The 14,826-nt window shown below is 49.8% G+C and carries 16 protein-coding genes; 10 read left to right on the forward strand and 6 right to left on the reverse strand.

Features of this window, described 5'->3' with window-relative positions; all coding sequences use genetic code 11:
• The first annotated feature begins 107 nt into the window (after positions 1-107).
• Positions 108-1,877 (forward strand): lipid A export permease/ATP-binding protein MsbA, encoded by a 1,770-nt coding sequence (gene msbA / locus AMJAP_RS01120; RefSeq protein ID WP_019621019.1) that lies wholly within the window; start codon positions 108-110, stop codon positions 1,875-1,877.
• A complete protein-coding gene (gene hldE, locus AMJAP_RS01125) occupies positions 1,874-3,298 on the forward strand; it encodes a bifunctional D-glycero-beta-D-manno-heptose-7-phosphate kinase/D-glycero-beta-D-manno-heptose 1-phosphate adenylyltransferase HldE (protein ID WP_019621018.1) in 1,425 nt (474 codons plus the stop codon). Before msbA ends, hldE begins: the two co-directional genes overlap by 4 nt.
• 29 nt (positions 3,299-3,327) lie before the next feature.
• Here the strand turns inward: hldE and AMJAP_RS01130 are convergent, their stop codons facing one another.
• From AMJAP_RS01130 to AMJAP_RS01140, 3 genes are read right to left on the reverse strand one after another with little or no spacing between them, the layout of a single operon-like run.
• The gene (locus tag AMJAP_RS01130) at positions 3,328-4,137 is read right to left on the reverse strand and encodes a hypothetical protein (protein WP_019621017.1); all 810 of its coding nucleotides are present in this window, start codon (positions 4,135-4,137) and stop codon (positions 3,328-3,330) included.
• 28 nt (positions 4,138-4,165) lie between these two features.
• Positions 4,166-4,990, reverse strand: coding sequence for an aldo/keto reductase (locus AMJAP_RS01135; protein WP_019621016.1), 825 nt, complete (start codon positions 4,988-4,990; stop codon positions 4,166-4,168).
• Positions 4,969-6,153, reverse strand: a complete 1,185-nt coding sequence (locus AMJAP_RS01140) for an FAD-dependent oxidoreductase (RefSeq protein ID WP_019621015.1) — start codon at positions 6,151-6,153, stop codon at positions 4,969-4,971. Before AMJAP_RS01140 ends, AMJAP_RS01135 begins: the two co-directional genes overlap by 22 nt.
• Positions 6,154-6,218: 65 nt before the next feature.
• Here AMJAP_RS01140 and waaA point away from each other — a divergent pair, with 65 nt between their 5' ends.
• Positions 6,219-7,520 carry a lipid IV(A) 3-deoxy-D-manno-octulosonic acid transferase gene (gene waaA / locus AMJAP_RS01145; protein WP_019621014.1) on the forward strand — a complete coding sequence of 434 codons (1,302 nt, stop codon included), beginning with the start codon at positions 6,219-6,221 and terminating at the stop codon, positions 7,518-7,520.
• Between the two features lie 23 nt (positions 7,521-7,543).
• Here waaA and AMJAP_RS01150 read toward each other — a convergent pair whose 3' ends face one another.
• Together AMJAP_RS01150 and cyaY are read right to left on the reverse strand one after the other, a co-directional pair.
• The gene (locus tag AMJAP_RS01150) at positions 7,544-8,107 is read right to left on the reverse strand and encodes a D-sedoheptulose-7-phosphate isomerase (RefSeq protein WP_019621013.1); all 564 of its coding nucleotides are present in this window, start codon (positions 8,105-8,107) and stop codon (positions 7,544-7,546) included.
• A 10-nt stretch (positions 8,108-8,117) separates the two neighbouring features.
• Entirely contained in the window at positions 8,118-8,435 is a 318-nt protein-coding gene (gene cyaY, locus AMJAP_RS01155; protein ID WP_019621012.1) for an iron donor protein CyaY, read from the reverse strand.
• A gap of 120 nt (positions 8,436-8,555) precedes the next feature.
• Here cyaY and lptM point away from each other — a divergent pair, with 120 nt between their 5' ends.
• From lptM to AMJAP_RS01190, 7 genes are all read left to right on the forward strand, one after another.
• Complete coding sequence (gene lptM / locus AMJAP_RS17770) at positions 8,556-8,666, forward strand: LPS translocon maturation chaperone LptM (protein ID WP_083935280.1); 111 nt, start codon at positions 8,556-8,558, stop codon at positions 8,664-8,666.
• Between the two features lie 88 nt (positions 8,667-8,754).
• Complete coding sequence (gene lysA, locus AMJAP_RS01165; protein WP_019621011.1) at positions 8,755-10,005, forward strand: diaminopimelate decarboxylase; 1,251 nt, start codon at positions 8,755-8,757, stop codon at positions 10,003-10,005.
• A 95-nt stretch (positions 10,006-10,100) separates the two neighbouring features.
• A complete protein-coding gene (gene dapF / locus AMJAP_RS01170) occupies positions 10,101-10,931 on the forward strand; it encodes a diaminopimelate epimerase (RefSeq protein ID WP_026340031.1) in 831 nt (276 codons plus the stop codon).
• The gene (locus AMJAP_RS01175) at positions 10,928-11,644 is read left to right on the forward strand and encodes a DUF484 family protein (RefSeq protein ID WP_019621009.1); all 717 of its coding nucleotides are present in this window, start codon (positions 10,928-10,930) and stop codon (positions 11,642-11,644) included. Before dapF ends, AMJAP_RS01175 begins: the two co-directional genes overlap by 4 nt.
• Before the next feature lie 4 nt (positions 11,645-11,648).
• Positions 11,649-12,599, forward strand: coding sequence for a tyrosine recombinase XerC (gene xerC, locus AMJAP_RS01180; RefSeq protein WP_019621008.1), 951 nt, complete (start codon positions 11,649-11,651; stop codon positions 12,597-12,599).
• Positions 12,589-13,317: an HAD family hydrolase gene (locus tag AMJAP_RS01185; protein WP_019621007.1), complete on the forward strand. Its 729-nt coding sequence runs from the start codon at positions 12,589-12,591 to the stop codon at positions 13,315-13,317. The genes xerC and AMJAP_RS01185 overlap by 11 nt, the downstream gene beginning before the upstream one ends.
• Positions 13,318-13,325: 8 nt before the next feature.
• Positions 13,326-13,871, forward strand: a complete 546-nt coding sequence (locus AMJAP_RS01190; RefSeq protein ID WP_019621006.1) for a hypothetical protein — start codon at positions 13,326-13,328, stop codon at positions 13,869-13,871.
• On the opposite strand, the gene yddG is transcribed toward AMJAP_RS01190, so the two are convergent.
• Complete coding sequence (gene yddG / locus AMJAP_RS01195; protein WP_040404178.1) at positions 13,857-14,774, reverse strand: aromatic amino acid exporter YddG; 918 nt, start codon at positions 14,772-14,774, stop codon at positions 13,857-13,859. The genes AMJAP_RS01190 and yddG overlap by 15 nt on opposite strands.
• Positions 14,775-14,826 lie beyond the last annotated feature (52 nt).

Consider the following 14,826-nt stretch of genomic DNA (forward strand, 5'->3'; position numbering starts at 1 on the left):
CAATTATAATGTCCGTTGCCTTTCAACACTAGCGTATAACATAGTTCAGTTGTTGGGATTGATTAAAAAACATTGAGAGTTTTTCATTAGTGAAAACTGAGAACAGTATGCAGGTCTACTTACGCCTGCTGAAGTATGTAAAAAAATACTGGCCAGCATTTTTAGTGAGTGTTGTTGGCTTTGCTATTTATGCCGCTTCCCAGACGGCCTCTGCTAAATGGCTTGAAGCTTTCATTGATGCTGTTGAGTCGGGTCAACTTGATCAGCGGGCTATGCTTGCGTTAGCCGTGTTAGGCATATTTTTTATTCGTGGTGTCGGCACCTTCTTGGGTAATTACGGACTTTCCTATGTGGCCCGCTATGTTGTTCATAACTTGCGAATAGACCTCTTTCGCCATTTGATGCTCCTTCCGAGTTCTTATTATCACCAAAACTCCAGTGGCGAGTTATTGGCGAAATTGACCTATAACGTAGAGCAGGTAACCGGGGCGGCGACCAATGCACTGAAGATTGCTATCAGAGAGGGTTTTACCGTAATAGGTTTGTTTGGCTATATGTTATATCTGAACTGGAAATTGACACTGTTATTTCTGGTCGTTGGGCCTGTAGTGGGAGTCGTTGTTGGTATTGCTGCCCGCAGGATGAGAGGGCTGAGCCGTCACGTACAGCAAAGCGTGGGAGATATCACCTCTTCGGCTTCAGAGGCGATCAAGGGCTTTCAGGTTGTGCGAATATTTGGTGCAACACGAGCTGAAACTGATCGCTTTATTAAAGTTAGCCAGCATAACCGCCGTCAGGTTATGAAGATGGTTGTAACTCAATCAGTGACGACCCCCATGGTACAGATGATGGTAGCTGGCGTAATTGCGCTGATGACTTTCTTGGCTATGGATCCTGACCTGATCAGGGAGATGAGCACAGGACAGTTTATCGCATTTATCTCAGCGGCTGCGCTGATGGCTAAGCCGGTGCGTTCGTTAACTGAGATTAGCAGTATGATTCAGCAGGGGCTGGCTGCCTCAGAAAGTGTTTTTGAAGTTGTGGATACTGAGCCAGAAAAGGATATCGGGACCTATGAGGTAGAGAGAGCGGATGGAGCCCTGACTTTTAAGAACCTCAGTTTCAATTATGAGGCCGATGGCAAGCCTATTTTGAATAACATCAGCGTCGATATAAAGTCAGGTGAAACTATCGCGCTGGTAGGCAAGTCCGGCAGCGGTAAATCTACCCTGGCGGGTTTATTACCTCGTTTCTATGACGCTACTGAAGGTGAGATTTTTCTGGATGGTCATAATCTTCAGGACTATACGCTGGAAAATCTTCGGAATCAGATAGCATTAGTGAATCAGCAGGTCATTCTGTTCAACGGAACTATCGCCGAGAATATCGCTTACGGTGGGATGGCCGATTGCTCCCGCGAGATGATCGAGGTTGCGGCTGAAGCGGCTCATGTAACAGAGTTTGTGCAACAGCTTCCGGATGGATTGGATACGCTGGTAGGTGAAAACGGGATGCTGTTGTCTGGTGGACAGCGTCAACGCATAGCGATAGCACGGGCCATACTTAAAGATGCGCCGATCCTGATTCTCGATGAAGCGACGTCGGCATTGGATACTGAGTCTGAACGTCATATTCAGGATGCGCTGGAAAATGTGATGCAAGGACGGACCACCCTGGTTATTGCACATCGCCTGTCCACTATCGAGAATGCCGATCGCATTCTGGTGATGGATTCAGGGCAGATTATAGAGCAGGGTAATCATTCTGAATTGCTGCAGCGGGGCGGTGTTTATGCCAACCTCTATAAACTTCAGTTTTCAGAAACAACCGCCGAGCCGGTTGCATCACAATCTACCGATCAGGAACAGAATCTATGAAATTGGTTATGCCCCGCTTAGACAAGGCACAGGTATTGGTTGTCGGTGATCTGATGCTGGATCGATATTGGCACGGTCCTACTTCAAGAATCTCCCCTGAGGCGCCGGTGCCGGTAGTCAAGGTGGATCAGAGAGAAGATCGTCCCGGTGGTGCGGCTAACGTTGCTTTGAATATTACCGCTTTAGGTGGTGGAGTTTCCCTGGTGGGTATAGTGGGTCAGGATGAGGCGGGGCAGGCGCTGGAACAGCAGCTCAATTCTGCCCGGGTTAACTGTCAGTTCTGCCGCAGCCGTAACGAACCGACTATCACTAAGTTACGGGTGTTGAGCCGGCATCAGCAGTTAATCCGGCTGGATTTTGAAGAGCGTTTCTCGGCGGAATACAGTGTTGGTTTGCAACAGCAAACCGAAGCGTTGCTGGGTAATGTCAGCGCATTGGTGCTCTCGGATTATGATAAAGGCACGTTGAGTAATCCCGGTGTATTAATTCAGGCGGCGCGCAAAGCGGCTGTACCGGTATTAGTGGATCCAAAAGGCAGTGATTTTGAGCGCTATCGTGGGGCAACACTGCTAACGCCTAATATGGGAGAGTTTGAAGCTGTAGTAGGGGAATGTGGTTCTGAGCAGGAGCTGGTGGAAAAAGCTCAGCATCTGATTGAACAGCTTGAACTAGACGCCTTGTTAGTGACTCGCAGTGAACAGGGTATGACGCTGATTCTGCCGGGGCAGAACGAGGTTCATTTTCCCGCCCGTGCACGTGAAGTTTTTGATGTGACAGGTGCTGGGGATACTGTGATATCAACGCTGGCGACAGCATTGGCCGCAGGTGAGTCGTTAGAAGTTGCCACCGGATTAGCAAATATAGCGGCGGGTATTGTCGTAGGTAAGCTGGGGACTGCTGCGATCAGCGGGCCTGAATTGCGCCGTGCAGTTAATTTGGAACAAGGCTCTGAGCGAGGGGTCATCAGTGATGAACAGCTGATGATTGCGCTTGAAGATGCCCGGGCAGCGGGTGAAAAAATTGTTTTCACTAATGGCTGCTTTGATATTCTTCATGCGGGACACGTAGGTTACCTGGAACAGGCACGGGCACAGGGAGATCGGTTGGTATTGGCGATCAATGATGATGAATCGGTCCGTCGTCTGAAAGGTGATGGGCGGCCGATCAACCCGGCGGAACGGCGTAAAGCTGTACTTGCGGGGCTGGAAGCGGTTGACTGGGTAGTTAGCTTTCAGGAAGACACGCCAGAACGATTGCTTCAGCAGGTGCGCCCTGAGGTCTTAGTAAAAGGTGGTGACTATGGGTTGGATCAGGTCGTGGGCGGTGAGTTTGTCAGCAGCTATGGCGGTGAAGTGAAAGTGCTCTCATTCCTTGATAACTGCTCAACCACGGCAATTGTTGAGAAAATTCAGGGCAGCTAAGTGGCGTAAAGAAATTGTTGCCTAAGCGATTAAATAAAGGGTTTCCTCTTGGGGGCAAACACTTCACTTAAGCGGGTGCCTGCGGGGATTTTCATTGATTGTACCTGGTCCCGAATAAGCTTGCTGAGACTAAAAATTCCATCACCGTTGATGCGGGCCAGCCAGAGTTCTGAGTTTAGTATGACATTCAGCTCATTCGAGAGAGGATCATATTGTTCTTCTGCATGAAGTAGTGAGAGAGCTTCACAGTCCGGTAGTACCATTCTCAGCGGATAGACTAGCTGTGCGGAGCAGGTTTGTTTGTGGATATAAAGAAACGGGTTTCCTAATAACGGCTGTCGATTGATATAGATTTGAGCTTCAGGAAATTTGAGAGGGTTGCTGCGTTCACTAAATAGCTGGAAGGACTCATGCTCGTGATAGTCCAGTTCAGAGTAGGGTTTGACTAACCGCTGAGTGTTGAGCTCTAAGCGGCAAAATTTTCTTTCCTTCAGTAACAAACACTCTTCAACCAGTTCCTGAGCCAGAGTGAGATAGGGATTGTTAAGTTGTTCCAGAGGAACGTAACCCGACGGCAGTTTCAGTATGGCGTGGTCGGTTTTCTGTTGTCGAACTAACACCAGGTATTCTTTATCAAACAGGGTCAGATGGATCTGCGCCGAAACGCCCAGGTTGGCATATTTTCCAGGGATGCTCGGTTGGCAGGCTTTGCGCCGCATTTGCATGGTTTCAAAATCAACAGGGATGCCAACAGGAGTGATATTGATTCCGCCAGCAAAAGGGTCGATCTCGATGGCCTGGGTTCTAAATTCGGCCGGATCTACACTGGCTATGAGCATGTTTTCTCCTGTCTTTGTCTGAAGATCTTTAGCGGCTTCCCTGTTGCTGCATACTGGTGACTACAGTCTCGACATTTGCACTCAGGTGCTCAGGATTAATAGTGCCGATAATAGCGCTACTGACCCCTTGATGGCCTAGTACCCGGTCAAAACTTGCCCGTACCGGATCAATTTCCGGCTGTTGACTGAGACTGCCAGACGCCAGGGCTTTCTTGATTAATATCCCTTTCTCTTCTGCCAGCGCAAAATCGATAACCGCCAGCTCGTCCTGATAGTCAAGGTTGTAGGTAACCATGGCGATATCCGAACGCTTCAGGGCTTCAATTCCCCCTGCAACCGTCTTCGTGGACATGCCCCCGGCGCGGATTTTGCCTTCCGCTTTCAACAGTTCTAATTGTTCCAATATGCCGTAACGCTGAATGATTTCAAGATCATTGCCGTCAGAGTGCACCAGCAATATATCAATAACGTCGGTCTGTAACCGTTGCAGGCTTCTCTCTATACTTAATCTGACATGTTCGGGGGTAAAATCAAAGTATGATTGCCCAGTCTGGTTATTAAACTCTTCGCCAACCTTACTGCAGATTACCCAATGATCACGCTGTCCCTGTAGTAACGGGCCAAGTCTCTCCTCGCTTCGGCCGTAGGCGGGAGCGGTGTCGAGTAAATTAATACCTAAATTTCGGCTGAGATCCAGTAAATGGCGAGCAGCCTGGTCATCAGGAATAGTAAAACTGTTGGGATACTTGACGCCTTTATCACGACCTAACTTAACGGTACCCAGCCCGATAGGACTAACCATCAGATCGGTCCCGGCAATTTTTCTCGGCGTTAGCAAAGCAAACTCTCCCATACAGGTTCGGCGACTCCGGGTTTGGGTAACGCTCCTAAAACAGTTGTGTCGGCAGTGAAACGAGGAGTGATTCTTTGTGCCTTGAGCATGTCGAGGACCTGGTCAGCCAGGTCGGGTGCCAGTGCGAGTTTGGTTGGCCAGCTAATAATGCAGTTGCCAACTGACTGGGCAAAGGCCGAATCAGGCCGGGTCAATGATGACTGTTTTGGTTCGGCCCGGTTAATATGAAAACTACCCCAGCAAGCGTCTTTTAATATAACCCAGGGGAGTAGCTTGGTGAGCAGCTGTTGGGCTGCCTGAATCTGCTCTTCAGCACTACGTTCGACACCGGTTTCGGCAAGGTCCCCGCCCAGATACCAGACCTGATCGCCATTGAGTGTTGGGTGTGTGGTGATAGTGACGACCGGTTTGCTGCCGCTGCTAATGCAGTGAGCAAACGTTGGCAGGTCGGATCGGTGACGCACCATGACCATATGCAGAGGGCGGCGTTGCATTTGTGGTTGTTGTACCTCAAGTTGCTGCAGCAGCTCTTCAGAGCCCTCGCCGGCCGTCGTAATATATCGCTGAGCTTCGATTCTCATCGACTTCAGCTGGACCGCCTGGATCTCTCCATGTTGCATATCCAGCTGAATTTCGGAGGGGGCGACTTTGTAGATGCTGTGGATATTGGGTCTGGCCAGGGCTTCAATAACAGAGGGGACATCCAGTACGATTTCATTCAGTTTATAGAGACTGCCACGAAAATCTGGATGTTGAAACGCAGGAGGCCGTTGTTCAGCCGGTACTTGTCCTACTCTTCCTTTCAGAGCTTTGCTGGCAAGAAATGTTGTCATCTTTGAACCGAGCGAGGCCATGGACCACATATAATGCGCATCTGATAAAACCTGCGCCTGACTCAGATCTAACTCGCCATGCCCTTCCAGGCAGTCGCGCCAGCGGGAAGGCATGTTTGCGATGCTGTTGGAGGCCTGACTGAGAACGCCGTTCAGGGCGTACTTTGTTCCGCCATGAATAATTCCCTGAGAACGAACCGACTGTCCTCCACCCAGGCTATGGGATTCCAGAAGGATCGCATCAAAGCCTTGTTGGCGGGCTCGGTTTAGTAGCCAGAGGCCAGCGATTCCGCCACCCAAAATAATCAGATCTGTTGTTACTGTTTGCATGAAAGTTCCTGCGATTAACTGCCATCATTATACCCTCGGTATCGCTGACTGATAATGGTAAACTTATGTTTTACTTATGGAATGCGCTTATCACTATGGCACGTTGGCTCTATTCGCTGCTGTTTTACTGCCTGATACCGTTGGTTTTGCTGAAACTTTGGCTACGCGGCAAACAGGCTCCGGAATATCGCTGTCGCTGGGCAGAGCGCTTTGGCTTTGTGGATTCTGTCGAAGGAATGCGGCCAATCTGGATTCATGCGGTTTCCTTTGGCGAAACGATGGCGGTTATTCCTCTGGTAGAAAAATTACTGGAAGCACAGCCTGAAGTCCCGGTGCTTATTACCAGTATGACACCTACTGGTAGTGCTCGGGTGATCTCTCATTTTGGTGATCGGGTAGGTCATTGTTACTGCCCTTATGATCTTCCCGGCGCGCTAACTCGTTTTCATAAGCGTATAAATCCCCGTAGTTGCGTGATTGTTGAAACTGAACTCTGGCCTAACCTTATCCACAGCTGCGCTCAGCGTCATGTTCCGGTATTGGTCACTAATGCCCGGTTATCCGCCCGGTCTGCTGCGGGTTATCAGCGAATCAAGTGGCTAGCGGAACCGATGTTGCGGTGTATTACCGGGGTTGCGGTCCAGAATGCACAAGATGGTGAGCGTTTTGTTGAACTCGGTTTGGCGCAAGAGAAGTTAAGTGTCACCGGTAGTATTAAATTTGATATACAAGCACCGGAGGGGGCTGTTTCTGAAGCGGTTAAACTGCGAAATGCCTGGGGGGCAGAACGCCCGGTTATCATTGCCGCGAGCACCCATGACAATGAAGAGACACAGCTGTTACAGGTCTATCGAAATCTACAGTCCCGGTATAATGATCTTGTTCTGATTTTGGTGCCGAGGCATCCAGAGCGTTTTTCAAGTATTTATGATCAGAGTGTGAAAGCTGGTTTTCGCACGTGCAGGCGGAGCCTGACTCAACTGCCGGCGGCGAACTGCCAGGTTTACCTTGGGGATACCATGGGGGAGTTGATGGCACTCTATAGCGCTGCAGATATTACCTTTGTGGGCGGAAGTCTGGTGGAGCGCGGAGGTCACAATCCACTGGAACCGGCGGTGTTAGGTAAGCCTGTTCTGATTGGTCCTTATGTTCATAATTTTAATCAAATCGTTGAAACGATGGAGCAGGAACTGGCGCTTCAGGTTGTCATCGATACTGAAGAACTGCAGAGGGCCATAGCTGAATTGATCGATCATCCGGAGCAAGCCCGGGCGATGGGTATTCGTGGTCGTAACTGTATTGAAGCGAACCGGGGTGCTCTGGAGCAGCAGTTACAACTGGTCACTCAAATGGCTGCTCTTGAGTAAGAGCAGCTTAGGCAGTGCCGCTATTAGTTAGTCGATAGACGCCGGTCCATCTCTTCGCAGAGCCAATGGCCAATAAAAATATGAGCTTCCTGAATGCGGGCGGTTTCCGTACTGGGGGCCTGAATCAGGTGGTCCGCAATTGAGGTGAGCTTTCCACCATTTTCACCCGTCCATGCCCAACACGTGGCGCCAATAGTCTGGGCCGCTTCGATCGCATTGATGACATTAGTACTGTTGCCTGACGTTGACAGCCCGATGACGAGATCGCGGGGTTGGCATAAGGCTTCAATCTGACGGGTGAATACTGAATCAAAACTGTAGTCATTCGAGTGTGCTGTCAGAATAGAGCTGTCAACCGTCAGGGCCAGAGCGGGAAGCGCTCTGCGCTCTGCCTTGTAGCGTATGACAAATTCTGCCGCCAGATGCTGACTATCGGCTGCACTGCCTCCATTACCAAAAAACAGCAATTTACCACCAGCGGCAAATGTTGCCGCGATCTGTTCGGACAGTAATCGAATATCAGCTTCAATTTCTGGCAGACGATTAAAGGTCTGCATATGCCGTTGCAGCGCATTTTCAAATGACATTAATTTCTCCTTACAGATCGAAGCTGAATTTTTCACCAGCCTGTGCTGAGAAAATCTCAGTCAGAACATCATTCAGCAATGCGCCATCACTGTCGCGAACCCAGGTTTTACCATTGAAGTCAAAATGAAAACCACCACTTCGCGCCGCCAGCCAGAGCTGTTTTACCGGTGTTTGCCGGGTGAAAATAACCTGAGTCTGATTCTCACAGATGACGGTGAGCACGCCACCGTTATTCATAAAGTCCAGATCGGTTTCGGCGTCATCCAGTACCTCTTCGACCTCAAACAGGGTGTCATCAACCTTCTGGTTAAATTCTGATTCGTTCATTGTAGTACTCATGTAGCGGGAATTATCAATCTGACAGAGTATATAGCAGTTCGTTCAGGTACTCATCATGGCTGCTGCGCTGTATAATCGGACGATTAACCTAATATCGGGAATAAAAACGTGAAAGCCTGTTGGATAGCCATTTTTTTCAGTGCTCTGATGATCAGTGGTTGTGGTCAGAAGGGGCCTCTTTACCTGCCCGAAGACGCACCAAAGCAGACGCAACAATAGCTGGTTGCTAACGGATCAGCGGGAACGAACGTTTAATAACAGGCTCAGCTATTCCTGAGCAGTAACCTCATATACAGACAGATATATCATGGATAATTTTCAATACCTGAATGGCCGCTTATGTGCCGAAGAAGTGCTGGTAAGCCAAATTGCTGAACAATACGGTACACCGACTTACATCTACTCCCGGGATGCACTGGAGCGTGCTTATCTGGATTATGCTCAGGCTCTAGAAGGGCGTGATGCTCTGGTCTGTTATGCGGTCAAGGCAAACTCGAATATAGGTGTGTTGAATGTATTGGCACGTTTGGGGGCGGGTTTCGATATCGTTTCTATTGGTGAGCTGGAGCGGGTGATTAAAGCGGGTGGTGATCCTGCGAAAGTAGTTTTCTCCGGCGTTGCAAAGCGTGAAGATGAGATCAAACGTGCGCTGGAGCTGGGTATCCACTGTTTTAATATCGAGTCTGAAGCCGAGTTGGATCGCCTGAATCAGGTAGCGGCTGAGTTGGATAAAGTAGCGGCGATCTCATTGCGGGTTAATCCTGATGTCGATGCTGGTACTCACCCTTATATCTCTACCGGATTGAAAGATAACAAGTTCGGTGTTGCGATCGAAGATGCTGCACGTGTTTATGCCCATGCCCACAGTCTTAGTCATCTGGATGTGCAGGGGGTGGATTGCCATATTGGCTCTCAGTTGACGGAGGTTGAACCTTTCCTGGATGCGCTTGATCGATTGTTGTTACTTATCGATACGCTGGCAGGACAGGGAATCACGATTAAGCACCTTGATCTGGGTGGCGGCCTGGGGGTTTGTTACACCGATGAAGTACCGCCGACTCCTCAGGAGTATATTGCTGCTGTAATTGACAGATTGGGCGACCGGTCACTCAAACTTATCTTTGAACCGGGGCGTTCTATCGCTGCCAATGCAGGCATTATGATCACAAAGGTTGAGTTTCTTAAGTGTAATGAACACAAGAACTTTGCCATTATTGATGGCGCAATGAACGATTTGATCCGTCCGGCGCTCTACAGTGCATATATGGAGATCGTTCCGGTAGAAGTGCGTGAGGAAGGTGAGGTGCGCCGCTTTGATCTGGTTGGTCCCGTATGTGAATCCGGTGACTTTCTGGGTAAAGACCGGGAACTGAATATAGAGCCGGGTGATCTGTTGGCGGTTTGTTCAGCGGGGGCCTATGGCTTTGGTATGAGTTCGAATTACAATACCCGTAACCGGGCGGCAGAAGTGATGGTTGATGACAATCAGGTACACTTGATTCGTAAGCGCGAAACTATTGTTGACCAGCTACGCGGTGAAGCCGTTTTACCCGGCTGATAGTCTTAACTGAATAAGACCTGTTGCAGGTCCGGTTAATGAGTCTGACAGAAAAGGCATAACACTGTCCGAACAGTGGGCCAGATGAGAATATTATGTTAGTTCGATTTACAAAAATGCACGGCCTGGGCAACGATTTTTTGGTGCTGGATACCGTGACGCAGAAAGTTAAGGTTAACTCCGCCATGGTTGCGCGGCTGGCCGACCGAAATTTCGGTGTTGGTTTCGATCAGATGCTGATCGTTGAACCACCCACAGATCCTGATATGGACTTTCGCTATCGGATATTCAATGCCGATGGCAGTGAAGTCGAGCACTGTGGCAACGGAGCGCGTTGCTTTGCCAAGTATGTTCGGGATAAGCGTCTGACGGCGAAAGAAACCGTTGCAGTAGAAACCCAGCAAGGGCCGATTTATCTGACCATCACTCAAGACCGGCAGGTGGTGGTGGATATGGGAGTACCGGTACTGGAACCGCAGAAGATCCCATTTAGTGCCGATCAGCAAGCTGTGACATACCCTATTGAAGTGGCCGGTCAGATCCAGCAGATCAGTGCTGTCTCAATGGGTAATCCTCATGGGGTGCTGGTCGTTGATGCCGTTGATACGGCCCCGGTAGAAACCTGGGGGCCGGCACTGGAATGCGATCCTAAATTTCCGGCAAAAGCGAACATCGGCTTTATGGAAGTTGTTAGTGGTGCTGAGATTCGCCTACGGGTATTTGAGCGCGGGGCCGGTGAGACAAAAGCCTGCGGAACCGGTGCTTGTGCTGCGGTTGTTGCGGGTCGGTTACGCGGCCTGTTAGATCAAAAAGTGACAGTGCACCTGCCCGGTGGCACACTGCTTATTGAATGGGCTGGCGAAGGAGAGCCACTGATAATGACCGGGCCTGCAACGACAGTGTATGAAGGACAGATCTTCTTATGAATGAAAATAAGCCTACAGCGACGAATTCAGCAGATACCATGTCACAAGCGATTAGTGCTGAGCAGGTTGCTGAGTACTTAACCCAGCATCCTGATTTTTTTACCGGAAACGAGTTCCTGTTGGAAAAGCTTTATGTGCCGCATCAACGGGGCAATACCGTGTCGCTGGTGGAACGACAGACCAGCCTGCTGCGTCAGAAAAATCGCGAGTTGCACGATTATCTGGGCGATATGATCGGTGTAGCCCGGGAAAATGATATTCAGTTTAGCAAAACCAAGAAAATGATCCTGGCGCTGCTGGATGCCGATACGCTTGATGATGTTGCCGTCGCCATTGATGAAAGCCTGTGTCAGGATTTTAACAGTGATACAACCGCCATTGTCCTCTTTGGTGAACAGCCGGAAGAGCAGAACAATCTGCGGGTGTTGTCGCGTGACGCGGCGGCTGCTATTGATGGTCTGGTGGATCTGCCGCAGACCCGTTGTGGTAATTTGACTGAGCTGCAAAATCAGTTTCTGTTCCAGGAACAGGCGTTTAAAGTTAAATCGGCTGCTGCTGTGCCAATAGTAAAGGGTGAAACCCTAGGATTACTGGCCATTGGTAGTTTTGATGCGGCCTACTTCCAGAGTAATCAGGGAACCCTGTTCCTGGATTATATCGGCCAGGCGCTGAGCCGGGTGGTTTCTCCTATGCTACAGGATCGAAAGGCCTGATTTTATGAACGCTGGTGAGGCTGCGTTGGATGGGTTTTATACCTATTTGAGTAGTGAACGACAGCTTTCCAGTCATACCCTCAGTAACTATCGCCGTGATCTGACCCGACTGCAGGCCTACCTGCAGCACAGTACACTGTTTCCGGACGGGTGTATTGACTGGGCCCAGGTCGAGGCAAAACAGATTCGCAACTTTGTCGCCTGGGTTCATCGTGAAGGGTTGGGCGGGAAAAGTATCCAGCGCCTCTTGTCCGCTATTCGCAGTTTTTATAAATACCTTCATCGTGAAGGGTTGGTGCAACAAAACCCTGCTTTGGGTATTCAGGCGCCAAAAAGCCCTCGCCGGTTACCTCAGACGCTGGATGTAGATCAGCTGGATCAGCTATTGAATAGCGATGAACAGACTAACAATGACCCGTTGGAGTGCCGTGACCAGGCGATGCTGGAATTGATCTATTCATCCGGCCTGCGGTTATCGGAGTTGGTTAGTTTAGATCTGTACAGTATAGATTGGCAGGAAGCGACACTGCGGGTGGTGGGAAAAGGAGCCAAAGAGCGGTTGTTGCCGATAGGTAGCAAAGCGATGCAGGCGCTGGACCGCTGGCTTGATCTGCGCGATAGCATGACTAAACCTGAAGAGATGGCGCTGTTTGTCAGTCAGCGGGGAGGCCGGATAAGTCCTCGCAGTGTACAGTTGCGGATAGACCGTCGAGCAAAAATGCAACATACTCAGGGCAAGGTGTATCCTCATAGATTACGACACTCTTTCGCCAGTCACATGCTGGAATCCAGTGGCGACTTGCGAGCGGTACAGGAGTTGTTGGGACATTCCGATATATCGACCACCCAAATCTATACCCATCTCGATTTCAGCCACCTTATGGATGTTTACGATAAAGCCCACCCCCGGGCACACCGGAAATCTAACAATAATTCCGAGAAAGATGATGATTAAATGTATTACTTTCGATCTGGATGACACCCTTTGGGCGGTTAACCCCGTCATAATCGCTGCCAATCAGACCCTCTATCAATGGCTCAGTGAAAATGCTGAGCTGTTCGTAAACTGCTACCAATTGAGAGACTTCGAGACGCTGAAACAGCAAGCGCTGCAGCAGTTTCCAGAGGTAGGCCACAGTGTCACGCTGATCCGATTAAAACAGCTGGAGATAGGCCTGCTTGCCGCAGGTTATCCGCAGGAGCAGGCGATTGCTTTGTCTCATCAGGCATTTGAAGTGTTTATTGAAGCACGTAATCAAGTGGCGCTGTTCGAGCATGCACGAAGCGTGCTGGAAAGCCTGAAACAGTCGGGCTACCTCATCGGGGCGCTGAGTAATGGTAATGCGGATGTTAATCGGGTGGGACTGGGAGACCTTTTTGATTTTGCTTTGAATGCGGATGGTGTGGGTAAAGAGAAGCCCCATCCTCTGATGTTCGAACAGATGTTGCATAACCACCATCTACGGCCGGAGCAGGTGATTCATATCGGTGATAATCCCCACCATGATATTGTAGGTGCAAAGAATGCAGGGCTCTGGACGATCTGGGTTAACCTGACGGAGAGCGTCTGGCCAGAAGTGGAAGTGGCAGATCGTGATGTCAGCTGTCTGAGTAACATTCCGGCGATGGTGGCTGAAATTGCTGCGATGTCAGGGCGCCGGGCTACCCTGTAGGAAGACGGATGACAGAATCGTATGCACAGAACCCAGCGTTACAAAGTGATGCTACCCAGAATCAGATTAATCTGAATTATGATGCGGCGGAAGACCGAATTCTGATTCGAGCGACTGAGGGTGAAAAAGAATACCGAGCCTGGTGGACTCGTCGCTTAGCTTTACGTATCCATAAACTGTTTGGTGAACATGATTTTCCGACGGAAAACAACGCTAGCCACTTGCAACCCGAGCAACAACAAAGCCTGGGTGATATGGAGAAGCACGGAGCAGTGCAGCAGGCAGACTTCTCTACTCCGTTTAAAGATGATGCCAGTCACTATCCACTGGGAGAGGAGGGGATTTTGGTACAGCGGATTGATATAAAAACGGAGGGCAAGCTTGTCAGAATTATTATGTTACCTTCTGATGGCGAGGGCATGACACTGGCATTACCACCGGGGCAACGGTATTCCTTTGAGCATATGTTGCAACGGGTGATGACGGCTGCAGAGTGGATTGCTCAGACGCCGGTAGATACGGCAGGCACGCCGCAGCCTTTACTGGCTCACTGAATTTACAGAGACAGAGTGTTCCTTTTTTGTTTTATTCGCTTTGCTATAGCCCGCAATTATCGACCCCATGGTGATAGCCAGACAGGCTGCAACAAGTGTTAGATCAGCTTCGGCAAGGCCTGTTATTACTAATAGCAGAGCTGAAATCAAGGGTGCCGAGTAAGCCAGTACTCCAAGTAGCTGCAAGTTGCCGTGCTTAACGCCATAGTCCCAGGTAAAGAAGGCGATACCCACTGGGCCAATTCCTAAGCCTATTATTCCAAACCATTGAGCGCCAGATGCTGGCCAGACGGTTGTTTCCCATAGCCAGTGACAGAGTAACGCCAGTAGCGCTGTGGCACCGCAAAACCAACCGGCAGCATCCGTCGATACTTGTTTTACCAGACGACTCAGAACCGAGTAACCCGACCAAATAAAGGCGCAGGTTAACGCCAACAGATAGCCATTGAGGTATTGCGGATTAAATCCGTCGCTTCCCTGACCGATAAGCAGCCAACAACCATAGAGTGCAACGATTGCACCGATAACATGCCGTTTCAGTAGAGTCTCGCCTGGTAATAAACCTGCTAACAGCACAATCAGCAGTGGCCACATATAAGCCAGCAGACTAACTGAGACTACAGGGGCTTTGGTCATCGCAAGAAAATAACAGAAGTGATATCCAAAATAACCGCCTACCCCTAATACCCAGGCCAACTTTGGCTGACGCAGATGCTTCAGTCCTAAGTGTCCTTGTCGCCACCAGTTCAGATTCATCAGGAGAAAAGCCAGAGCGAACGTCATCGCCATCAGTTGAAATGGAGGAATCCGTCCTTCAGTCAGACGAGTTAATAGCGCCAGAGTACCCCAGAGGAAGATGGAAACTGAGCCGATCAATGTGGCCCGGAGCGTTGTTGTTAGCATTCATATTATCCCGACAAATTATCATGTCAGCATAAGGTACTGTCGTTCGGAG

This window comes from Amphritea japonica ATCC BAA-1530, assembly GCF_016592435.1.
GTDB lineage: Bacteria > Pseudomonadota > Gammaproteobacteria > Pseudomonadales > Balneatricaceae > Amphritea > Amphritea japonica.